Below are 21,068 nucleotides of genomic sequence, written 5' to 3'. Positions count from 1 at the left end.
CCACGCGTTCTGTCTATAAGAATATAATTTCTTCAGAAAGAACAAATTTAAGGGCGTATCCCACAAGGATTTATATAAATCGTCGGATTGTCTGCTGTTTGCGGGTTTACGCGCGTTAACCTGGGTCTACGTGCCATATAAAATAGAACTAAATTCCATCAAACAGAACGCGTCGACTCAGGCGCGTTCAAGGAGACGCCGATGCTTTCTTCCCTTCCGGCCGCCAGTGGCCGACTCCACGCCGGGTTGCCGGCGGTTCAGCTCAATCAGGTTTCGGTGCGATTCGGCAGCTTCACGGCGGTGCAAGGCGTCGACCTGTCGATTGGGGAAGGCGAATTCGTGGCGGTGGTGGGGCCGACTGGCTGCGGCAAGAGCACGTTGCTCAATGCCGTGACCGGGTTGCTCAAGCCGGCCGGCGGCACCGTCACCGTGTTTGGTGAGCCGCTGACCGGGCTCAATGGCAATGCCGGTTTCATGATGCAGCAGGACTCGCTGCTGCCCTGGAAGACGGCGCTGGACAACGTCGCCCTGGGCCTGGTGTTCCAGGGCGTGCCGGTGGACGAGGCCCGCGAGCGCGCCCGTCCGTGGATGAAGAAGGTCGGGCTGGCCGGCTTCGAGGCGCGCTATCCGCATCAGCTCTCGGGTGGGCAGAAGAAGCGCATCAGCATGGCGCAGACGCTGATCCTCTCGCCCAAGATTGTGCTGATGGACGAGCCGTTCTCGGCGCTGGACGTGCACACGCGCCACCTCATGCAAAGCGAGTTGCTGCGCCTCTGGCAGGAAGATCGCAAATCGTTGCTGTTCATCACGCACGACCTGGAAGAAGCCATTGCCCTGGCCGACCGCGTGGTCGTCATGTCCGCCGGGCCTGCCAGCCGCCCGGTTGGCGATGTGGAAATCACGCTGCCGCGTCCGCGCAACGTGTCTGAAATCAACATGTCCGACGCGTTCATCCGCCTGTATCGCGAGATCTGGTCGATCCTCGGCACCGAAGTGGAGAAGAGCCATGCCGTCCAGCACTAATACGATGCCTGCCGTGGGCACGCAGCGCGCCGGTCTCGCGCACAAGACCAAGATCCGCCTGTTTCAGTTGGCCGTGGTGGTGTTGATGTTCGGCTCTTGGGAGGGCCTCGGACGCGCGGGCGTGGTGGACCCGTTCTATTTTTCGATGCCGTCGTCCATCGTCGCGCGCATCTGGGAATGGTTCACCGGCGGCGATATCTACACGCACCTGGCCATCACGCTGGCCGAGACGATTCTCTCGTTCGGCATCGGCACGCTGCTCGGCATCAGCCTGGGGTTGTGGCTTGGCTTGTCCAGGCTCGCGGCGGAGGTGCTCGACCCGTTCATCAAAGTCTTCAACGCGATCCCGCGCATCCTGCTCGCACCCATCTTCGTGATGTGGTTCGGGCTGGGGCTGACCTCCAAGGTGGCGCTGGGCGCAACGATGGTGCTGTTCATCACCTTCTTCAATACGTACCAGGGCGTGCGCGAGGTTAACCCCGTCATCCTGGCCAACGCGCGCCTGCTCAAGGCCCGCCGCATCAGCCTGCTGCGCCACGTGTATGTGCCGTCCGCCACGAGCTGGATTCTCTCCAGCCTGCGCGCCTCCGTCGGCATGGCGGTCATGGGCGCGATCGTGGCCGAGTACCTCGGTTCGTCCGCCGGCCTGGGCCACCTGATTGCACAGGCCGAAGGCGTGTTCGATGCCACCGGCGTGTTCTCGGGGATCGTCGTGCTGTCGGCGTTTGTGATTGCGCTGGACCGCAGCGTCGATGCGCTCGAAGGCAAGTTGCTGGTGTGGCGCCCGAAGGTTGATCCCGAAACCAATGCCTGATCCCCGCTACCAATAACAATGATGGAGACAACCATGAAGCGATGGATTTCGGCCCTGTTGTGTGCGGCCGTCTGTACAGCAGCCAACGCCACCGAGCCGGAAAAGAAGGACGTGAGTCTGTCGGTCGGCTCGATGATCCTGAACTACATGCCGGTGCCGCTCACGCAGTCGCTGGGCAACTTCCAGAAGGAGGGGCTCAACGTCAAGGTGGAGAACTTCCAGGCCGGTGGCAGCAAGGCGCTGCAGGCCCTGATTGCCGGCTCGACCGATGCGGTGGTGGGCTTCTATGACCACACCATCCACATCCAGGCGCAGGGCAAGGACATTGTGTCGGTGGCGCTGCTCAACACCACGCCCGGCATTGTGCTGGCGGTGCGGCCCGACCTCGATATCAAGAGCGGCAAGGATCTGAAGGGCAAGAAGATTGGCATTACCGCACCCGGTTCGTCCACCGACCTGTTTGCGCGTTACTACGCCATCAAGAACGGTTTGCAGGTCAACGACGTGTCGTACATCGCCGTGGGGTCGGGCGCGCCGGGCATGGTGGCGCTTGATCGCAAGGAGATCGACGCGCTCGTCAATTTCGACCCCGTGGCGAGCCTGCTGGAGAAGCGCCGCGCCGCCAAGTTCCTGGTGGATACGCGCACCGATGCCGGCTCCAACACCGTGTTTGGCGGCCGCTACCCGACGGCCACGCTGTATGTCACGCGCGACTTCATGACGAAGAATCCGGAGACGGTGCAGCGCCTGGTGAATGCCTTCATCCGCACGCTCAAATGGATCGACGCCAGCACGCCCGAGGCCATTGCCGACAAGATGCCCAAGGAACAGCAGGTGGGCGGGCGCGACGTATTTGTCGACGCGCTGCGCCACTCCAAGCCGATCTTCTCCAGGGACGGCCTGATGACCGACGCCGATGCCAAGGTGGCCCTGACGGTGCTCTCCAGCTACGACGAAAAGATCCGCAACGCCAAGATCGATCTGGCGAAAACGTACACTAACCGCTTCGTCGACCAAGCATTGAAGACGGTCAAGTGAACCGTCTCGCCCAACACGCCATGACCGCAGAGCGCCAAACCTCCCAGAACGAGACCACCGCCGCCAATGAGGGCGATGCCGCCACGCCGGGGCAGTCGGGTGTGGCCGCGCTGGACCGCGCGTTCTCGATCCTGTTTGCGTTCCGCCCCGGCGATTACGCGCTGACGCTGGCCGAGCTGGCTGCCCGCACCGGACTCTACAAGAGCACGATCCTGCGGCTGGCCGGCTCGCTCATCCAGCATCGCATGCTGTTTCGCCTGGAAGACGGCCGTTACCAGATCGGTGCCGCGCCGTTGATGCTCGGCGCGCTTTACCAGCGCAGCATGCGCCTGGGCGACGTGGTGCTGCCGCACATGCGTGCGCTGGCTGAAGCCACGGGCGAGGCGGTGTCGCTCTACATCCGCGAGCGCGATGTGCGTGTGTGCCTGCACCGGGTTGATTCGAACCACTCGATCCGCGATCACGTGCGCGAGGGCGATGTGCTGCCGCTGGAGCGCGGTTCGGGCGGTCGCGTGCTGTGCGCGTTCTCGGGCATGCAAGGTGCCACGTACGACGCAATCCGGCGCGATCACTATTACGTGTCGATTGGCGAACGCGATCGGGAAACGGTTGGCCTGTCGGTGCCGGTGTTTGGCGCGCAGCAGGCGCTGCGTGGGGCGCTGTGCCTTGCCGGCCCGGCTTCGCGCATCGACGGGGCGCTGCTGCAATCGTGGCGCGTGCCGGTGCTGGAGCACGCCGCGCAAATCACTTCCACGCTGGGTGGCGACCCCGCGCCGCTGCGTCTCGCCGCCCAGCTCATCCAGAAAACCTAGGCGCCGCCAAGACGCCCAACTTCCTGAACGGGGCGAGGGGCGGAGCCGATTGTGTAGCAGGAGTTGTTTTCATGGCTTTGCCTCTCGCGGGTTTGCGCGTGCTCGACTTGTCGAACGTGCTGGCCGGGCCGTTCTGCGGCTATCAGCTGGGTTTGCTCGGCGCTGAAGTCATCAAGGTGGAGGTGCCCGGCAATGGCGATCTCGCTCGCCGTCTAGGCGCTGATCCGGAGCAGGCGCGCCGCAAGATGGGTGCCTCGTTCGTCGCCGTCAATGCGGGCAAGCAGTCCGTCACCGTCAACCTGAAGCATCCGGAAGGGCGAGGGATCCTGCTCAAGCTGGTAGCGCAGGCCGATGCCCTGATCGAAAACTACCGCCCCGGCGTGATGGACCGCCTCGAACTCGGCTACGACGTGCTGCGCGAGGTCAACCCGCGCCTCGTCTACTGCGCCATCTCCGGCTTCGGCAAAGATGGCCCGCTCAGCGGCAGACCCGCGTACGACCAGATCATCCAGGGCATTTCCGGGGTGATGAGCGTCACGGGCGATGACGTATCCGCGCCGCTGCGCGTGGGGTACCCGATCAGCGATACGGTGGGCGGCATTACGGCGGCGCTGGCCGTCACCGCATGCCTGCTCGGCGCGCAACGCACGGGGCAGGGCTGCATGGTGGATGTGTCGATGCTGGAATCGACGCTCGCCACCATGGGCTGGGTCGTCTCCAACTATTTGAATGCTGGTGTGACGCCGCACCCGATGGGCAACCAGAACTTCACAGCGGCGCCCTCGGGCACGTTCCGCACGGGCGATGGGCTGATCAATATCGCGGCCAACGAAGACAAGCAGTTTGCCGCGCTGTGTCGCGTGGTCGGCCAGCCGGAACTTGCCACCGATGCGCGCTTTGCCGAGCGTCATGCACGCAAGGAACACCGCCAGCAACTCAACGATGCACTGGAAGCTGCGCTGGCCGCGCGCTCGGCTGCCGAATGGGAGCCGCTGCTGATCGATGCCGGCGTGCCAGCTGGGCTGGTGCTCGACGTGCCTGGCGTGCTGGCGCACGAGCAGGTGACAGGCCGCAGCTTCGTCACCTCGTTCCCGGAAGCGGGGCAGCACGTGACGCGCGCGGGTTTTCGCCTCTCAGGTGAAGACCCGTGCCCGAAGACCCCCGCACCGCCGCTCTCCGCCCATACCGACGACTGGCTCGCCAGGCTCGGCTACCGCCACGACCAAATCGAAGCCTTGCGCGCTGAAGGCGCCATCTGATCATGACGACCGCACCGACACAGGACGCCGCCGGCCTCGCTGCCGATTACTGGCGCACCGACATCATCGACATCGAACCCGGCCGCATCCACGTACGCGGCTACCCGATCCAAGAGCTGATCGGCCAGATTGGTTTTGCAGAAATGATCTGGCTGATGCTGCGCGGCGAGTTGCCTGCCAAGCGTCAGGCTGCGCTGCTGGAAGCGGCGCTGGTGGCGTCCGTCGATCATGGCCCGCATGCGCCATCAATTGCGATTGCCAAGATGGCGACGAGCTGCGGCCTGCCGCTCAACGGTGCGATGGCGTCTGCGTTGAATGCGCTGGACGACGTGCACGGCGGGGCGGGGCAGCAGGCCGTCGAGCTGTTCCACGATATCGAGGCGCGCATGTTTGACGGGGCCTCGCTGGAGGCGGCTACGGCGAGCGGTGTGGATGCGTTCATTGCGGCGCATGGCAAATACCTGCCGGGCTTCGGGCATCGCTTCCACCCGGTCGACCCACGCGCCGGGCGCCTGCTTGCGCTGGTGGACGAGGCTGCGCAGGACGGCGTGGTTGGCGGGCGCTATGCCGCCATCGGCCGCGCCGTCGAAGCGTTGCTTTCCGGCCGCAAGGGCAAGCCGATCCCGATGAACATCGATGGCGCCACGGCTGTCATCTATGCAGAACTGGGTTTTGCGGCGCCGCTGGCGCGCGGCGTGTTCTGTCTCTCGCGGGCTGTTGGCATCCTGGCGCACGCATGGGAGCAACGCGGCCGCGGCGAGCGCAACAAGGGCCCGATGCCGCGCCAACTGCCGTATCGCTATACCGGTGAGGCGACGCGCCATCTGGCTGATTCCGACGCGACGGTTGTGCCATGACGTATTTCAACTGGCCCATTGTCGAGACGACCGTCTTTGCGGAGATGCCCGCCGCGCTGCGCCGCCCGGTGCCGACCGAATGGTCCCGCGCCAACAAGGGCGGGGCGCCGGTCGATTGCTTTCTGGAAGGGCCGTGTTGGGATGCGCACGGCAATCTGTGGCTGGTGGATATTCCGCATGGCCGCGTCCTGCGTGTTTCTGCGCAGGGCGATTGGGATGTGGTGGCGGAATACGACGGCGAACCGAACGGCCTGGCGCTGCGCCACGACGGCACGCTGCTGATTGCGGACTATAAGAACGGGTTGCTGTCGTTGGACCCTGCGACGGGCTTGGTCACGCCGTTCCTGACTCGCCGCAACAGCGAGCGCTTCAAAGGCCCCAACGATCTGATCGTTGCCCGCAACGGCGATGTGTATTTCACCGACCAAGGCCAGACGGGCCTGCATGACCCGACCGGCCGCGTGTATCGGCTGCGCACGGATGGCCGGCTCGATTGCCTGCTGGCCAATGGCCCGAGCCCGAACGGTCTGGTGCTGACGCCAGACGAATCCGCGCTCTTCGTTGCCATGACGCGCGACAACGCCATTTGGCGCTTGCCGCTGCTTGCTGACGGCAGCACGAGCAAGGTCGGCCGCTTCGCGCAGTTCTATGGCACCAGCGGCCCCGACGGCATGGCGATGGACGCCGCCGGCTACCTGTTCGTCGCGCATGCCTCGCTGGGCGCGGTGTTTGTCGTCTCGCCGCATGGCGAACCGCTGGCGCGCATCACGTCGTGCCGGGGGCGTACCATCACCAACGTTGCACTCGCGCCAGACGGGCAATCGCTCGTCATCACCGAATCTGCCACGGGCACCGTATTGCGCGCCCGCTGGACCCCGCCGCACCACGACTGAGCCCAGATGCGGGCTGTCCCAGATGCCCGCGTTGTCCTACAGCTGTCCTACAAGCGAGGCCGGCCTCAGATCATCAAAATTCCTGCGTTTTTTTCTTCCCGAGACGGCGATTCGGCACTTTTTGTCGCGCTGCACCAGAGGAAGTGCGGCATGCGTCTTTCTTCGCCCGAACAAGCGCTCTCCTTGCACGATTATTGTATTGATTAGAGATACGTGTCTCGATTAGAAGTACAAACAAGTAGGAGTCGTCCTACAAAATCGCCATTTGACTGTAGGAGCGATCCTACAAAACCAGCCGAAAGCCGGTCGGAACTGTCCTACACGGCGTGTAGGAGTGGGTCAGAAGTGTCCTACAAGCGGTTAACCCGGCATCCGATGCTCACAGTCGCAGAAGTGCGACGTCTTCTTTGTCGATTTCAGACAACTTTAGGCAATTTAATTGCTATCTTTCGCCGTTCATTGGGGTAAATACGTGTCAAACGCCCGCTTTAGCGCATCGTCTACCCAGGGCTGTTGCGTCGGCAAAGGCTTCATTTGCAACGTTTATTAACAGATTTGTAGGAAAATCGCCTACAAGAGAACGGACTACCTCACCCCTCCGACGTAGGGGTCCCCCCTTCTTTACTTACCCCGGACGTAAACCCACAATGTGTTCAACAGAAAACAACTTCGCCATGTCTTTAGCGACGTGAGTAAGAAGGAGCAGGAAGTGCCGGCAACGGCGCCGACTGCAGGAACATCCGATCCGTGGGGATTGGTGAACAGCCCGGCGAGGGTAGGCGCAAAAAAATAGCGCCAACCGGACATCACCATGCGAGATCGGATGCAGGTTGTACTTTTACTGCACACGACGGGACGTACATGGACACGCAAGACATTGTTTCCGAGATCAGCGAACTGAATCTCACCTACTTGATGCTTGCCCAGCAGATGCTGGCAAAGGATCGCGATGCCGCACTGTTTCGCCTCGGCATCTCTGAAGAACTGGCTGACATCCTGCTGACGATGTCGCCCGCGCAGATCGTCAAGCTGGCCAGCACGAACATGATGCTGTGCCGCTTCCGCTTCGACGATCACGCCATCCTGGGTCTGGTGACCCAGCCGCACCGTGACAAGGGTCTGCAGCAATCGCAAATGTCGATCCTGCTGGCACGTCAGGCGGTTGAGCAGATCAGCTGAGCCATTTGCGGCGGCCTTTTCGCCGGGTTCAGAGATTGCACTTTGGATGAGTAGCAAGCGTAGCGGGAGCAGTGCCATGCGTCACACCAGCGTCATGAACGAAGTTCAGCAGATCCACCTCGCAGCGGAATTGATTTCGCTCGGTGCGCGCCTGCAACTGCTGGAACAGGAAACCACGCTCAGCCGTGAGCGTCTGGTCAAGCTGTACAAGGAAATCCGTGGGGAATCGCCGCCCAAGGGCATGCTGCCCTTCTCGGCAGACTGGTTCCTGACGTGGTCGCCGAACATCCATTCGTCGATCTTCCTGAACATCTATCGTTTTCTGGGCGAGAACAGCCGCAGCACTGGTGTGCGCCGCCTGATCTCGGCCTACAAGCTGTACCAGGAACATATTCACGTTCACGAACAGGAAGAGGTGCTCTCGATCACCCGTGCGTGGATGATGCTGAAGTTCTTCGAGGGAAAGATGCTGCACACGGTGAAGTGCAAGCGCTGCACCGGCCATTTTGTGGCCCACGCAGACGACCTGCACCATGATTTTGTGTGTGGTGTATGCCAGCCGCCGTCACGCGCAGGAAAGAAAAAGCGCGTCGCTGCTCCGGTTGATGCGATCGCAGAAAAGACGATCGACGCCTGATAACGGCATTGCAGGAACACGGGACTTGCAGAACCGCCGGGGGATGTACAAAAAGGGCGGACGGGAAATGCGGGTAGCAGTACGGGAAATACGGGAATAGCCGGCCAGATCGGCAGATAACAATACAAAGAACAAAAGAGCAAGGAACACAGAGCAGGAAAAGCACAGGGGCTCAGGCAGGACAAAAGGGGAAGGGGGTAGGCCGGTCGCAGGCAACTGCGGACCGGCATTTTTTTTGCCGCTGCGCGTAGAAAGACAGGCGAAAAGTGGGGACGGAAAGCGATTTCCGTCCCTTTTTCTTTGGATTGGCCGACCGCGAAGCCCTCTTTGGGCCAGGTGGTGCTCAAGCCGCCCGTTTTGTTGCCGTTCTTGGTGAAGAAGGGCGCGGCGGCAGGGTTTTCCAAGCACCGCGCAGCAGCAAAACCCGGCGCTCAAGCCTTCAGTTAACCGGGGGGATGCCGTTATTCCCTCTTGTATTGATCGAAGGATCGCCCATTCAGGAGTTCGCCCCGTGTTAGTTGCCATCGGTTACATCGTGATTCTCGCGTCGGTGTTCGGCGGCTACATGCTGGCCGGAGGACACCTCGGGCCCTTGTTCCAGCCGACCGAACTGCTGATCATCTTCGGCGCCGGCATTGGCTCCTTCGTGGTCGGCAACGACAAAAAGGCCATCAACGCCACCGTCAAGGCGTTGCCGGGCCTGTTCAAGGGCTCGAAGTACACCAAGGCCCTCTATATGGAAGTGATGGCGCTGCTGTATGTGGTGCTGTCAAAGATCCGCCGCGAAGGGATGATGTCGATCGAAGCGGACATCGAGAACCCGCACGAAAGCACGCTGTTCGCCAATTACCCCGCTATCCAGGCAGATCACCACGCCCTGGATTTCATCTGCGATTACCTGCGCCTGATGGTGGGCGGCAACCTGAATCCGTTCCAGATCGAAGCGCTGATGGATCAGGAAATCGACACTCACCACCACGAAGCCGAACAACCCGCTCGCATCATCACCAAAGTTGGCGACGCCATGCCGGCCTTCGGCATCGTGGCCGCCGTGATGGGCGTGGTGCACACCATGGGCTCGGTCGGCCTGCCGCCGGCAGAGCTGGGCAAGCTGATCGCCTCGGCGCTGGTCGGTACGTTCCTCGGCATCTTGCTGGCGTACGGCTTCATCGGGCCGCTGGGCTCGCTGCTGGAGCAGCGCGCCGAAGAATCGACCAAGTTGTTCCAGTGCATCAAGGTGACGCTGCTGGCCAGCATGAACGGCTACGCCCCGGCCATTGCCGTGGAATTCGGCCGCAAGGTGCTGTTCTCGACCGAGCGCCCGTCTTTTGCCGAGCTGGAAGACCACGTCCGTGGCGCCAAGACAGCGTAGCGCTGAACCCCATATGACACAGAGCGTGGCCAACGAGCCAAGCCATTAACGACGCAGCACAAACAGACGGGAACGGACCATGAGCAAGTCCAGCACGCCGACCTTCATTGTCATTCGGCGCAACAAGAAAAGCGGACACGGCCACCACGGTGGCGCGTGGAAGATCGCCTACGCCGATTTCGTGACCGCCATGATGGCGTTCTTCCTGCTGATGTGGCTGCTCAGCTCGGTGACCAAGGCCGAGCTGTCGTCGGTTGAAACGTACTTCCGCACGCCGCTAAAGGTGGCGCTGTTTGGCGGTGCCGGTTCGGGCGACCAGTCGAGCATCCTGCAGGGCAGCCCGTCCCTCAAGCAGAACGTGCCGCAGCCGAACCCGAGCCCGAGCCCGACGGTGCAGCGCCAGCGCAACATCCGCGATGAGTCGGACGATGCGGCGCTGAACAAGCTCAAGCAGAAGATTGCCGAGATGGTCGAGACGAACCCGGTGATGAGTCAGTTCAAGCACCAGTTGCTGATCGATATGACCACCGAAGGCCTGCGCATCCAGATCGTCGACCAGCAGAATCGCCCGATGTTTGCCAACGCCAGCGCCGAGGTGCAGCCCTACATGCGCACCATCCTGCGCGAGCTGGGCTCGGCGCTGAACGACGTGCCCAACCCGATCAGCCTGTCGGGCCACACCGACGCCACGCAATACGCCACGCAACAGGGCTACAGCAACTGGGAACTGTCGGCCGACCGCGCCAACGCATCGCGACGCGAGCTGGTGGCGGGCGGCATGAAGCCCGAGAAGGTCAGTCGCGTGGTGGGCCTGGAGGCATCGGTGCCGCTGGACAAGACGAATATCTACAACCCGATCAACCGCCGCATCAGCATCGTTGTGCTCAACGCACGCGCCGCTGAAGCCGTGCGCTCGGGTGGGGTCGAGCCGGTGGCCGACCTGCGCAATGACGGCAAAGACACGCTGACCGACGCCGCCGCACGTGCCACGGGTGTGGCGGATGCGGTGAGCGCGGCCAAGCCATAAAGAGCGCCGAGGGGAGAAACAGTCGATGAGCGAGAAACACATCCTGGTGGTGGACGATTCCACGTCGATCCGCCGCATGATTGCCACGTGCCTGCGCGAGTGCGGCTTTGTCGTGACGGAAGCCGGCGACGGCACCGCTGCGCTGGAAGCCGCACGCACGCTCGCGCAGGGCAGCCACCACCTTGTGATTACCGACCAGGTGATGCCGTCGATGGACGGCCTGACCCTCATTCGCGCGCTGCGCACACTGCCGGCCTACGCCGACACCCCGATCCTCATGCTGACCACCGAGGCTGACAGCACCATTCGCGACCAGGCACGCGCTGCCGGCGCGACGGGCTTTCTGCCCAAGCCGTTCGACCCGGATGGGCTGACAGATTCGGTGATGCAGTTGCTCGAATGGCACGCGCAGACCCACGGGTCTGCTTCGACGCATTAAACGACCGAGACGACAGATATGAACCTCGACCTTAGCCAGTTTTTCGGCGCCTTCTTCGAAGAGGCGGAAGAGCTGCTCGTCGACATGGAGCGGCTGCTGCTCAACCTCGATGTCGCCAACCCTTCTTCTGATGATCTGAACGCCATCTTCCGCTGCGCGCACTCCATCAAGGGTGGTGCTGCGACCTTCGGTTTCACGCACATGACGGAACTCACGCATGTGGCGGAGTCGATTCTGGACCGCGCTCGCACCGGTACCCTGCAGCTGCGCGAAAACATGGTGGATGCCTTCCTGGAAACGAAAGACGTGTTGAAAAGCCAACTTGATGCCTACCGGCAAGAGCACCCAATCGATACGGCCACGCTCGAATACATGGTGGCCAAGCTCAACAGCCTGACCGCCGAGGACGGCGCCCCTGTTGCCGCCGCGCCGGTGGCTGCGGCGCCCGTGGTGGCGACGCCCGAACCGGTGGCTGCACCGGAACCCGAGCCCGTGGTGGTTGAAGCGCCTGCGGCCGAAGCCGTGGGCGACATTGACGGCGGCCTGGACATCAAGCTCATCAATGTCTCGAACGAAGACTGCGAGCTGATCGTCACCGAACTCAAGCATCTGGGCACCGTGCTGCGCCACGCGCGCACCGGCCGTAACAGCGACATCGTGCTGCAGACCACCTGCACCGCCGACGACATCATCGCGGTGAGCTGCTTCATCATCGATGCGGACCAGATCGTCATCACGCCGCACGTGGGTGGCGTGGCGCCGGCCGCAGCGGCAACCGCCTGAGCCGGCCGTGGCCGCCGAAACGTCGATCCGCGTGGGCGTGGAAAAGGTCGACCAGCTTATCAACCTGGTAGGCGAACTTGTCATCACGCAGGCCATGCTGGCGCAGACCGCGCAGGCCTTCGACCCGGTGCTCAACGAACGCCTGTTTGCCGGCCTGTCGCAGCTCACGCGCAATGCGCGCGACCTGCAAGAGGCCGCCATGTCCATCCGCATGATGCCGATGGATTACGTGTTCAACCGCTTCCCGCGCCTGGTGCGCGACCTGGCGCACAAGCTGGGCAAGCAGGTCGAGCTGTCGACGTTCGGCAAGTCGACCGAACTGGACAAGGGCCTGATCGAACGGATCATCGATCCGCTCACGCACTTGGTGCGCAACAGCCTGGACCACGGTATCGAACTGCCCGAAGCTCGCGTGGCCGCCGGCAAGGATGCCACCGGCCAGCTGCTGCTGTCTGCTGCCCATCAGGGCGGCAACATCGTTATCGAAGTGAGCGACGACGGCCAGGGCCTGAACCGCGACAAGATCCTCAAGAAGGCGCGCGAGCGCGGCCTGCCCGTGTCGGACAACATGACCGACGACGAGATCAACCAGCTCATCTTCGCGCCGGGGTTCTCTACGGCTGACCAGGTGACGGACGTGTCGGGCCGCGGCGTTGGCATGGATGTGGTCAAGCAGAACATCCAGTCGATGGGCGGCTACGTCGAGATCCAGTCGCAGAAGGGCAAGGGCACGACCATCCGTATCGTGCTGCCGCTCACGCTGGCGATCCTGGACGGCATGTCGGTCAAGACGGGCGAAGAAGTGTTCATCCTCCCGCTGTCGTGCGTGGCCGAATCGCTGCAACCGCGTCCGGAAGATATCAAGGCTGTGCCGGGCGGCGGTCGCCTGCTCAAGGTGCGCAACGAATACCTGACGCTGGTGCCGATGTACGAACGCTTCCGCATCACGCCAACGCTGCCCGATCCTTCGGAAGGCATCGTCGTGATCCTGGATTCGGAGGGCAAGAAGATCGCGCTGCAGGTCGACGAGCTGGTTGGCCAGCAACAGGTGGTGGTCAAGAACCTCGAGACGAACTACCGCCGCGTGCCGGGCATCTCGGGCGCGACCATCCTGGGCGATGGCAGCGTTGCGCTGATCGTCGACGTGTCGGCCCTGATGCGCGAGACGCGCTCGGGCCATTCAGAAAACGCGGTGCGTGCCGTTACTGCCGAAAAGCACGAGACGGGCGAAACACAGGGCGGTCGTTTCTCGACCGAGGCGATGGCCGCGGCATAAGCGTTCACGCCTGGCAGGGTGGGATCCACCACCACAACGAATTCAATCTAGTGGCCCGACGGGGCCGAGGGGAGCCGCAATGGAAGTCAAGAAACACGTGATCGGCGAAGACACCGGCGGGGAGGAGTACCTGGCCTTCACGCTGGGCCGCGAGGAATACGGCATCGACATCCTGAAGGTGCAGGAGATCCGCGGCTACGAGACCGTCACGCGCATTGCCAATGCGCCCGATTTCATCAAGGGTGTGATCAACCTGCGCGGCATCATCGTGCCGATCGTTGATCTGCGCATCAAATTCCAGCTCGAGCGCGTCGAGTACAACCAGTACACCGTCGTCATCATCCTGAACCTGATGGACCGCGTGGTCGGCATCGTCGTGGATGGTGTGTCGGACGTGCTGACGCTGCAAAGCCAGCAGATCAAGCCGGCGCCGGAATTCTCGGGCGCGCTGGACACGGAATACATCCGTGGCCTGGGTTCGATCGACGAGCGCATGCTGATCCTGGTGGACATCGAGCGCCTGCTGATGTCGGCCGACATGGCTCTGTGCGACGAAGCGGAAGCCGCCTGATCGCGACATGAATCCGGCTGGGGCGCGGCGTATGTGTCCACAGCGATTGAGGCCGGGCCGAAGGGGCCCGGCGGGCGACAAGACACCGTAACAATTGGTGCGGCGCCGTTAGGGGAGGGAAGCATGTTCAGCAAGATGACCATCCGGCTCCGGTTGGGGCTGATGATGGCGGGCATTGGTGTGCTCGCCGTTATCGTGGGCGTGACGGGCCTGATCGGCATGCGACACGCCAACACCCGCGTGCAGGACGGCTATGCCGTGCAACTGGCGGGTACCGTGGCATTGGCTGAGTCCGATTCCAACCTCCTGAGCTTCCGCATCGTGCTCGATCGCGCAGCCATGGCGCCCAACGCGCCCGGCACGGAAAAAACGGTCGAGCGCGCCAAGATGTTCCTCGACAAGTCCGACGCCGCCTGGAAGCGTTACCGCGCGCTGCCCACCACGGCAGACGAACGCAAGCTGGCCGACGAGGCCCAGGGCCTGCGCGACGTCTTCCTGCGTGACGGCGCACAGGTGCTGATGCAAGCCGTGCAGACGCATGACGAAGTGCGCATCAACAAGACGGTCATGGACGTCATGCCCGCGTTGTACCGCCCCCTTGGCGACAAGGTGACGGCGCTCAACCGCCTGCAGATGGACGCGGCCAAAGCCAGCTACGAAGCCAGCCAGGCCGAGCACCACGCGCTAAGCACCCTCACGACGGGTCTGCTGTTGGGCGGAATTCTGGTGGGCGGGCTGCTGACGTGGGCGCTGCGGCGTTCGATCACGCTGCCGCTGATGCGTGCCATTGAACAGGCCGAACACATCACGCAGGGCGACCTCACGCACACCATTCAGGTGGACCGCGCCGATGAAACCGGCCGCCTGCTGCAGGCACTGCAACGCATGCAGGAAAGCCTGCAGAAGATGGTGGGGCAGGTGCGCTCGGGTTCCGACTCGATTGCCAGTGCCACGCAACAGATTGCCGCCGGTAACGCCGATCTGTCGCAGCGCACCGAGCAGCAGGCTTCGGCGCTGGAAGAAACCGCGTCGAGCATGGAGGAGCTGACGAGCATCGTGCGCCAGAACGCCGACAACGCGCGCCAGGCCAGCACGCTGGCGGGCAACGCCTCGGACATTGCCGTCAAGGGTGGCGAAGTGGTTGGCCGGGTGGTGGATACCATGGCCGGCATCAACGACAGCAGCAAGAAGATTGCCGACATCATCGGCGTAATTGAAGGCATTGCCTTCCAGACGAACATCCTGGCGCTGAATGCGGCGGTGGAAGCTGCACGCGCAGGCGAACAGGGCCGCGGCTTTGCCGTGGTGGCGGGCGAGGTGCGTAGCCTGGCGCAGCGCTCGGCCACGGCAGCCAAGGAAATCAAGGAGCTGATCAGCGATTCGGTTGGCCGCGTTGAAAACGGCACCACGCTCGTGGCCGAAGCGGGCAGCGTGATCGACGAGGTGGTCGTTGCCGTGAAGCGCGTGACCGACATCATGGGCGAGATCAGCTCCGCATCGGACGAACAGAGCGCCGGCATCGAGCAGATCAACCAGGCCGTTACGCAGATGGACGAAGGCACGCAGCAGAACGCTGCGCTGGTGGAGCAAGCCGCTGCAGCCGCCATGTCCCTGCAGGAACAGGCCAGCGGGCTGCGCCAAGCTGTGGCGGCGTTCCGGACGCCGGCCGGTGCACAGGCAAACGCAGTGTCCACCGTGCCGATGGCCGCGCGTGCGGCTGCCAAGCCGGCGCCCAAAGCCAAGGCCGTGCCGCGCCGCGCAGCCAAGCCGAAGGCTGCGGCACGCAATACCGCTGAACCCATCGCGCAGGCCGCGGCTGCAACTGCAACTGCAGCGCCGGCCAGCGCCAAAGAACAACAACGCGAGCGCACCGCCGCCGCTGCCGTGAGCAAAGCGGCTGCGTCAGCGCCCAAGTTGCCCGTACCCAAGCTCGTTGCCGCAGGCGGCGACGATAGCGACTGGGAGACCTTTTGACCATGTATGCACGGGATCTTCGCTGCTCGCGAAAGCTCTCTCGTGTGTGTTTGTGGTGTGCAGCCTGCCCTCCGGGGCAGGTTTTTTTTTGCCTGGGCTAGTGTCTGCTGAAGCCGGGGTGACCCCCTACTGAAGTGGCATGACCCCACGGCGGTTCTAAAGAGCCGTCCCCCGCAGGCCGATAGCGGTTAGGGGGCATATAAAAAACAGGAAGAGGTAGACAACATGGGTTGGATCAAGCGGTTGCCGGTGTCCACGGTACTTACCGGTGGGTTCCTGATCGTGGCGGCCATGGGTGCGGCCATTGGCGGGTTGGGCATCTACACGATCACGCAGTTGACCAAAGCGAGCGAAGAACTGGCGCAAAAGCAGATGCGCGCCATCACGCAGATGGGCAGCGCGGCCAACAGCCTGGCGCATGCCAGCCGTGCGCAGACGGCGCTGCTGATCGCCACCACGCTCACCGAGCGCAAGACGCTCAGCACGCAGATTGCCGACAGCATGCAGCACCTGAAAGACGGTGTGGAGAACGTGCGCCCGCTGTTCACGTCGGACGAAGGCAAGAAGATGATCCGCGAAGTCGATGCGATCTACCCCGTCTGGGGCAAGCGCATGACCGATTTCGTGGCGCTGATGGACAAACAGGGCCTGGACCCGACCCAGTTCGACAGCCGCGTCACGGCCGAAAACGTCGGCCTGCTGGACGACACCGCTGCGTTTGAAAAGACGCTCGACAAGATGGTCAAGCGTGTGGAGGAGGTCTCTGCCGCGTCCACCGTCAAGGCCCGCGACGACGCTCAGCGCTCGCGCCTGGTGATGATCGTGATGGCCTGCGCGGGTGCGCTGCTCGGCATCGTGCTGGGTCTGGTCATTGCGCGTCGGCTGTCGCGCCAGTTGGGCGGCGAGCCCTCGTACGCGGCCGAGATTGCCCGCCGCATTGCCGCCGGCGACTTGGCCGTGCACGTGCAGACCCGCCCCGGCGACCATGACAGCATGCTCTTCGCCATGGCGCAGATGCAGCAACAATTGACCGGCACGATCACCAATATCAAGAGTTCGGCTGACTCCATCGCCAGCGCCACCAAGCAGATCGCCGCCGGCAATGCTGATCTGTCACAGCGCACGGAAGAGCAGGCCTCGTCGCTGGAGGAAACTGCCTCCAGCATGGAAGAACTCACCAGCATCGTGAAGCAGAACGCTGACAACGCGCGCCAGGCCAGCACGCTGGCGGGCAACGCCTCGGACATTGCCGTCAAGGGTGGCGAAGTGGTGGGCCGCGTGGTGGAAACCATGGCCGGCATCAACGCCAGCAGCAAGAAGATCGCCGACATCATCGGTGTGATTGAAGGCATTGCCTTCCAGACGAACATCCTGGCGCTGAATGCGGCGGTGGAAGCCGCGCGCGCGGGCGAGCAGGGCCGTGGCTTTGCGGTGGTGGCGGGCGAGGTGCGCAGCCTGGCGCAACGCTCGGCCACCGCGGCCAAGGAAATCAAGGAGCTGATTGGCGATTCGGTTGGCCGGGTCCGCAATGGGTCGGCCCTGGTGGCTGAAGCTGGCTCGGTGATCGAAGAAGTGGTGGTGGCCGTGCGCCGGGTGACCGACATCATGGGCGAGATTTCCGCCGCGTCGGATGAGCAAAGCTCCGGTATCGAACAGGTCAACCAGGCCGTGAACCAGATGGATGAGGTCACGCAGCAGAACGCCGCGCTGGTGGAGCAAGCCGCCGCTGCCGCTTTGTCGCTGGAAGAACAGGCGCAACTGCTGCGCAATGCCGTGGCGACGTTCCGCACCGATGCCTCGGCCGAGCTGGCCGTGGCGGCGCCGGCTGCTGTTTCGGCACCGGCCGTCCGCAGCGAGGCCCGCCCGGAAAAGACCGAAGTGGTGCCCTCTGTGGCGCGCGCCTTGGCTTCGCGTAAAGCAGCCAAGCCGGCAGCCATGCCCGAGGCTGCCCCGGAGCAGGCTCCCGCCGCCGCGCAAGCAGAAAAAGCGCCTCTGGAGGCACATGCGGCGGTTGCACCGCTGGCCGCCGCCGTGGCTGCGGCAGCCGTTTCCGAGGCTGCCGCTGCCCCGACCCTCAAGCTGGCCTCGGGTTCTGCCGATGAAGATGATTGGAGCACCTTCTGACGCCAGCCTCGCCAACAGCAAACTTGGCGTGGCCTGCGGTAACGGTGCCCGCCAACGACTGAAAGCGGGCATCAAGACTCGCCAAACACGGGGTTAGTTATCCATGGCAGCACAAAACTTGGCGCCAGTTTCGCCGACGCTCGCGTCGCGCGAGTTTTCATTCACGGCCGAAGATTTCGGCCGCATCCGCGACCTGATTTACCGCCGCGTTGGTATTTCGCTGTCGGACCGCAAGAGTGAAATGGTCTACAGCCGCCTGGCCCGCCGCCTGCGCGTGGTCAACCTCGGCTCGTTCCGCGATTATCTGGATGCCCTGGAAAAGGGCCAACTGCCCGACGAGTGGGAAGCCTTTACCAACGCACTGACCACCAACCTGACCGCGTTCTTCCGCGAGCAGCATCACTTCCCGATCCTGCACGAGCACGCCAAGGCCAAGCGCACGCCGTTCACCGTGTGGTGCTCGGCGTCGTCGACCGGCGAAGAGCCGTACTCGATCGCCATCACGCTGGCCGAAGCCTTTGGTTCGATGTCGCCCAGCCAGGTGAGCGTGGTTGCCTCTGATGTGGATACCAACGCGCTGGCCCGTGCACGTGCCGGCATCTATCCGATGGAGCGTGTCGCGGCCCTGTCGCCCGAGCGCCTGAAGAAGTATTTTCTGCGCGGCACCGGCAAGCAGGAGGGCTATGCCCGCGTGCGGCCCGAGCTGCAGGCCATGATCGACTTCCGCCAGATCAACCTGCTCGACCGCGATTGGCCGCTGCAGCAGAAGTTCGACGTGATCTTCTGCCGCAACGTGATGATCTATTTCGACAAGCCCACGCAGGCCAAGATTCTCGAGCACTTCATCGACGTGATGAAACCCGATGGCCTGCTGTTTGCCGGCCATTCGGAGAGCTTCCTGCAGGTCACCAAGGCGTGGTCGCTGCGCGGCAAGACCGTGTACGAAATCGCGCCCGAGGTGCGCGCCAAGATGGGGGCACGATGATCGAATTCGGCAAACGCGCGACCCTGCAATCGGCGGCCGACGCCGTGCGCAGCGATAGCGGCATGAGCAGCGGCATGAGCGCTGGCGCCATGGCCACGCTCGCGCAATCGGCCGCCAGCACCCACGCGTACTACGACACCACCTTCGGCCGGCGCGCCATGAAAGTGCTGCCCGGCGAGTATTCCGTCACCACCGAAGACCTGATGCTGGTCACGGTGCTCGGCTCGTGCGTCTCCGCTTGCGTGCGCGACAAGACCCTCGGCATTGGCGGCATGAACCACTTCATGCTGCCCTCGCGCAACGAGGGGGAATCGATCCTCTCGCCATCCATGCGCTATGGCACGCACGCCATGGAAGTGCTGCTGAACCAGCTCTACAAGGCAGGCGCCAAGCGTGAGCGCCTCGAGATCAAGGTATTTGGCGGCGCGGCCGTGCTGGCCGGCATGAGCACGCTTGACGTGGGCGAGCGCAACGGCAAGTTCGTCCTCGAATTCCTGCGCAACGAAGGCCTGACGGTGGCCGCCAAAGATCTCTTTGACGTACACCCGCGCAAGGTGTATTTCGTACCGTCCACCGGCCAGATCATGGTGCGCAAGCTGCGCTCGCAAAACACGGCGGCCGAGCTGGACAGCGAGGCGCAATACGCCAGCAAGCTGTCGAAGTCCATCACGACGAAGCCTGCCTCGCGCCTGCAACTCTTCACTTAATCCCTGAAACTTGCTCCCGAACATGAACGACAAACGCAAGATTCAGGTGCTGTGCATCGACGATTCCGCACTGATCCGCAGCATCCTGAAGGAGATCATCAACAGCCAACCGGACATGGAAGTGGTGGGTGTGGCGCCCGATCCGATCATCGCGCGCGACCTCATCAAGCAGACCAATCCGGACGTGCTCACGCTGGACGTCGAAATGCCGAAGATGGACGGCCTCGACTTCCTGGAAAAGCTCATGCGCCTGCGCCCGACGCCGGTGGTCATGATCTCGTCGCTGACCGAGCGCGGCTCTGAAGCCACGCTGCGCGCGCTGGAGCTGGGCGCGGTGGATTTTGTCGCCAAGCCCAAGCTGGGCATGCGCGACGGCATGAACGAATACGCCGACCAGATTGCCGACAAGATCCGCACGGCGGCCCGCGCAAAGCTGCGTCCGCGCACTGCCGCCCCGGTTGCGGTGGCGGGCTCGGCAACCGCACCGGCACCCAGCGCACACGTTCGCGCGGAGCACGCACCGGCAACCGCAGCGCCTGCGCGTACCCATTTCTCGTCGACGGAAAAGCTCATCATCGTGGGCGCCTCCACCGGCGGCACCGAGGCCATCAAGGATTTCCTGCTGGAAATGCCACCCGATTGCCCCGGCATCCTGATCGTGCAGCACATGCCGGCGGGTTTCACCACGTCGTTCGCCAAGCGGCTGGACGGCCTGTGCCGCATCCGCGTGAAAGAAGCCGTGCACGGCGAGCGTGTGCTGCCCGGCCACGCCTACATTGCCCCGGGCGACATGCACCTGTCGCTGGGCCGCAGCGGCGCCAACTACGTCACCGAGCTGGATCAGGGCCCGCCTGTCAACCGCCATCGCCCGGCGGTGGATGTGCTGTTCCGCTCCGCTGCGCGCAACGCAGGGGCCAACGCCCTGGGCGTTATCCTCACCGGCATGGGCAAGGACGGCGCGGTCGGCATGCTGGAAATGCGCAACGCGGGTGCCTATAACGTTGCCCAGGACGAGGCGTCCTGCGTGGTCTACGGCATGCCCAAAGAGGCGGTGGCCCACGGCGGCGTGCACGAAGTTCTGCCGCTGTCGCAGATCGGCCCGCATGTGCTGGCCAAGCTGTCGGCCCATGGCCGTGTGACGCGCGTATAACCCATTATTTTTGCGGGTACATTGGTCGCGGGGCGCAGCAGTCAGGCGCCCCCCCCCCATGCAGCGCGCAAAAATAGGGCCCCCCCGCCCCGAAAATTTGCAAAGAAGCCCCCAACCCCCCCAATAAGTAAATTTTGGGGGATTTTGT

General features: G+C 63.4%; 18 protein-coding genes and 1 pseudogene. All 19 read left to right on the top strand.

Going from position 1 to position 21,068, the window contains the following annotated elements:
* The first annotated feature begins 201 nt into the window (after positions 1 to 201).
* The 19 genes and pseudogenes from ACCD03_RS23505 (at position 202) to ACCD03_RS23415 (ending at position 20,920) form a co-directional block, all read left to right on the top strand.
* Positions 202 to 1,023 (top strand): ABC transporter ATP-binding protein, encoded by an 822-nt coding sequence (locus ACCD03_RS23505; RefSeq protein ID WP_413413072.1) that lies wholly within the window; start codon positions 202 to 204, stop codon positions 1,021 to 1,023.
* Positions 1,007 to 1,837 (top strand): ABC transporter permease, encoded by an 831-nt coding sequence (locus tag ACCD03_RS23500; protein ID WP_413413071.1) that lies wholly within the window; start codon positions 1,007 to 1,009, stop codon positions 1,835 to 1,837. The genes ACCD03_RS23505 and ACCD03_RS23500 overlap by 17 nt, the downstream gene beginning before the upstream one ends.
* Before the next feature lie 33 nt (positions 1,838 to 1,870).
* On the top strand, positions 1,871 to 2,875 hold the full coding sequence (locus ACCD03_RS23495) for an ABC transporter substrate-binding protein (RefSeq protein ID WP_413413070.1): 1,005 nt from the start codon (positions 1,871 to 1,873) through the stop codon (positions 2,873 to 2,875).
* A 20-nt stretch (positions 2,876 to 2,895) separates the two neighbouring features.
* Positions 2,896 to 3,687, top strand: a complete 792-nt coding sequence (locus ACCD03_RS23490; protein ID WP_413413078.1) for an IclR family transcriptional regulator — start codon at positions 2,896 to 2,898, stop codon at positions 3,685 to 3,687.
* 71 nt (positions 3,688 to 3,758) lie between these two features.
* Positions 3,759 to 4,946 carry a CaiB/BaiF CoA transferase family protein gene (locus tag ACCD03_RS23485; RefSeq protein ID WP_413413069.1) on the top strand — a complete coding sequence of 396 codons (1,188 nt, stop codon included), beginning with the start codon at positions 3,759 to 3,761 and terminating at the stop codon, positions 4,944 to 4,946.
* Positions 4,947 to 4,948: 2 nt separating this feature from the next.
* On the top strand, positions 4,949 to 5,803 hold the full coding sequence (locus ACCD03_RS23480; RefSeq protein ID WP_413413068.1) for a citryl-CoA lyase: 855 nt from the start codon (positions 4,949 to 4,951) through the stop codon (positions 5,801 to 5,803).
* Entirely contained in the window at positions 5,800 to 6,696 is an 897-nt protein-coding gene (locus ACCD03_RS23475; RefSeq protein ID WP_413413067.1) for an SMP-30/gluconolactonase/LRE family protein, read from the top strand. Before ACCD03_RS23480 ends, ACCD03_RS23475 begins: the two co-directional genes overlap by 4 nt.
* An 861-nt stretch (positions 6,697 to 7,557) precedes the next feature.
* A complete protein-coding gene (gene flhD / locus ACCD03_RS23470) occupies positions 7,558 to 7,875 on the top strand; it encodes a flagellar transcriptional regulator FlhD (protein WP_004627783.1) in 318 nt (105 codons plus the stop codon).
* Between the two features lie 76 nt (positions 7,876 to 7,951).
* Positions 7,952 to 8,512 (top strand): flagellar transcriptional regulator FlhC, encoded by a 561-nt coding sequence (gene flhC, locus ACCD03_RS23465; RefSeq protein WP_027679319.1) that lies wholly within the window; start codon positions 7,952 to 7,954, stop codon positions 8,510 to 8,512.
* Between the two features lie 511 nt (positions 8,513 to 9,023).
* Positions 9,024 to 9,884 (top strand): flagellar motor stator protein MotA, encoded by an 861-nt coding sequence (motA, locus tag ACCD03_RS23460; RefSeq protein WP_045201956.1) that lies wholly within the window; start codon positions 9,024 to 9,026, stop codon positions 9,882 to 9,884.
* Between the two features lie 79 nt (positions 9,885 to 9,963).
* Complete coding sequence (motB, locus tag ACCD03_RS23455; protein ID WP_413413066.1) at positions 9,964 to 10,911, top strand: flagellar motor protein MotB; 948 nt, start codon at positions 9,964 to 9,966, stop codon at positions 10,909 to 10,911.
* Between the two features lie 25 nt (positions 10,912 to 10,936).
* On the top strand, positions 10,937 to 11,350 hold the full coding sequence (locus tag ACCD03_RS23450; protein WP_024978410.1) for a response regulator: 414 nt from the start codon (positions 10,937 to 10,939) through the stop codon (positions 11,348 to 11,350).
* A gap of 18 nt (positions 11,351 to 11,368) precedes the next feature.
* A pseudogene (locus ACCD03_RS23445) lies at positions 11,369 to 13,409 on the top strand (chemotaxis protein CheW).
* Between the two features lie 79 nt (positions 13,410 to 13,488).
* Complete coding sequence (locus tag ACCD03_RS23440; RefSeq protein ID WP_045201950.1) at positions 13,489 to 13,980, top strand: chemotaxis protein CheW; 492 nt, start codon at positions 13,489 to 13,491, stop codon at positions 13,978 to 13,980.
* Between the two features lie 123 nt (positions 13,981 to 14,103).
* Positions 14,104 to 15,954: a methyl-accepting chemotaxis protein gene (locus tag ACCD03_RS23435; RefSeq protein ID WP_413413065.1), complete on the top strand. Its 1,851-nt coding sequence runs from the start codon at positions 14,104 to 14,106 to the stop codon at positions 15,952 to 15,954.
* A gap of 225 nt (positions 15,955 to 16,179) precedes the next feature.
* Positions 16,180 to 18,078 (top strand): methyl-accepting chemotaxis protein, encoded by a 1,899-nt coding sequence (locus ACCD03_RS23430; RefSeq protein WP_413413064.1) that lies wholly within the window; start codon positions 16,180 to 16,182, stop codon positions 18,076 to 18,078.
* Between the two features lie 103 nt (positions 18,079 to 18,181).
* The gene (locus tag ACCD03_RS23425) at positions 18,182 to 19,063 is read left to right on the top strand and encodes a CheR family methyltransferase (protein ID WP_316673211.1); all 882 of its coding nucleotides are present in this window, start codon (positions 18,182 to 18,184) and stop codon (positions 19,061 to 19,063) included.
* A gap of 89 nt (positions 19,064 to 19,152) precedes the next feature.
* Positions 19,153 to 19,770 carry a chemoreceptor glutamine deamidase CheD gene (cheD, locus tag ACCD03_RS23420; protein ID WP_045202244.1) on the top strand — a complete coding sequence of 206 codons (618 nt, stop codon included), beginning with the start codon at positions 19,153 to 19,155 and terminating at the stop codon, positions 19,768 to 19,770.
* A gap of 22 nt (positions 19,771 to 19,792) precedes the next feature.
* Complete coding sequence (locus ACCD03_RS23415) at positions 19,793 to 20,920, top strand: protein-glutamate methylesterase/protein-glutamine glutaminase (RefSeq protein ID WP_253535050.1); 1,128 nt, start codon at positions 19,793 to 19,795, stop codon at positions 20,918 to 20,920.
* Positions 20,921 to 21,068 lie beyond the last annotated feature (148 nt).

This window comes from Ralstonia sp. Ralssp135 (genome assembly GCF_047304345.1).
GTDB lineage: Bacteria > Pseudomonadota > Gammaproteobacteria > Burkholderiales > Burkholderiaceae > Ralstonia > Ralstonia chuxiongensis.
The sequence above is the reverse complement of the archived record's forward strand: the minus strand, read 5'-3'. Positions and strand labels throughout refer to the sequence as shown.

Bases quoted from the DNA above. Each gene is read 5' to 3' on its own strand.
- ACCD03_RS23475 (WP_413413067.1), top strand. From the start codon at position 5,800: ATGACGTATTTCAACTGGCCCATTGTCGAGACGACCGTCTTTGCGGAG.
- ACCD03_RS23425 (WP_316673211.1), top strand. From the start codon at position 18,182: ATGGCAGCACAAAACTTGGCGCCAGTTTCGCCGACGCTCGCGTCGCGC.
- ACCD03_RS23500 (WP_413413071.1), top strand. From the start codon at position 1,007: ATGCCGTCCAGCACTAATACGATGCCTGCCGTGGGCACGCAGCGCGCC.
- ACCD03_RS23440 (WP_045201950.1), top strand. From the start codon at position 13,489: ATGGAAGTCAAGAAACACGTGATCGGCGAAGACACCGGCGGGGAGGAG.
- ACCD03_RS23435 (WP_413413065.1), top strand. From the start codon at position 14,104: ATGTTCAGCAAGATGACCATCCGGCTCCGGTTGGGGCTGATGATGGCG.
- ACCD03_RS23505 (WP_413413072.1), top strand. From the start codon at position 202: ATGCTTTCTTCCCTTCCGGCCGCCAGTGGCCGACTCCACGCCGGGTTG.
- cheD (WP_045202244.1), top strand. From the start codon at position 19,153: ATGGCCACGCTCGCGCAATCGGCCGCCAGCACCCACGCGTACTACGAC.
- ACCD03_RS23490 (WP_413413078.1), top strand. From the start codon at position 2,896: ATGACCGCAGAGCGCCAAACCTCCCAGAACGAGACCACCGCCGCCAAT.
- ACCD03_RS23485 (WP_413413069.1), top strand. From the start codon at position 3,759: ATGGCTTTGCCTCTCGCGGGTTTGCGCGTGCTCGACTTGTCGAACGTG.
- motB (WP_413413066.1), top strand. From the start codon at position 9,964: ATGAGCAAGTCCAGCACGCCGACCTTCATTGTCATTCGGCGCAACAAG.
- flhC (WP_027679319.1), top strand. From the start codon at position 7,952: ATGCGTCACACCAGCGTCATGAACGAAGTTCAGCAGATCCACCTCGCA.
- ACCD03_RS23480 (WP_413413068.1), top strand. From the start codon at position 4,949: ATGACGACCGCACCGACACAGGACGCCGCCGGCCTCGCTGCCGATTAC.
- ACCD03_RS23495 (WP_413413070.1), top strand. From the start codon at position 1,871: ATGAAGCGATGGATTTCGGCCCTGTTGTGTGCGGCCGTCTGTACAGCA.
- ACCD03_RS23415 (WP_253535050.1), top strand. From the start codon at position 19,793: ATGAACGACAAACGCAAGATTCAGGTGCTGTGCATCGACGATTCCGCA.
- ACCD03_RS23450 (WP_024978410.1), top strand. From the start codon at position 10,937: ATGAGCGAGAAACACATCCTGGTGGTGGACGATTCCACGTCGATCCGC.
- ACCD03_RS23430 (WP_413413064.1), top strand. From the start codon at position 16,180: ATGGGTTGGATCAAGCGGTTGCCGGTGTCCACGGTACTTACCGGTGGG.
- flhD (WP_004627783.1), top strand. From the start codon at position 7,558: ATGGACACGCAAGACATTGTTTCCGAGATCAGCGAACTGAATCTCACC.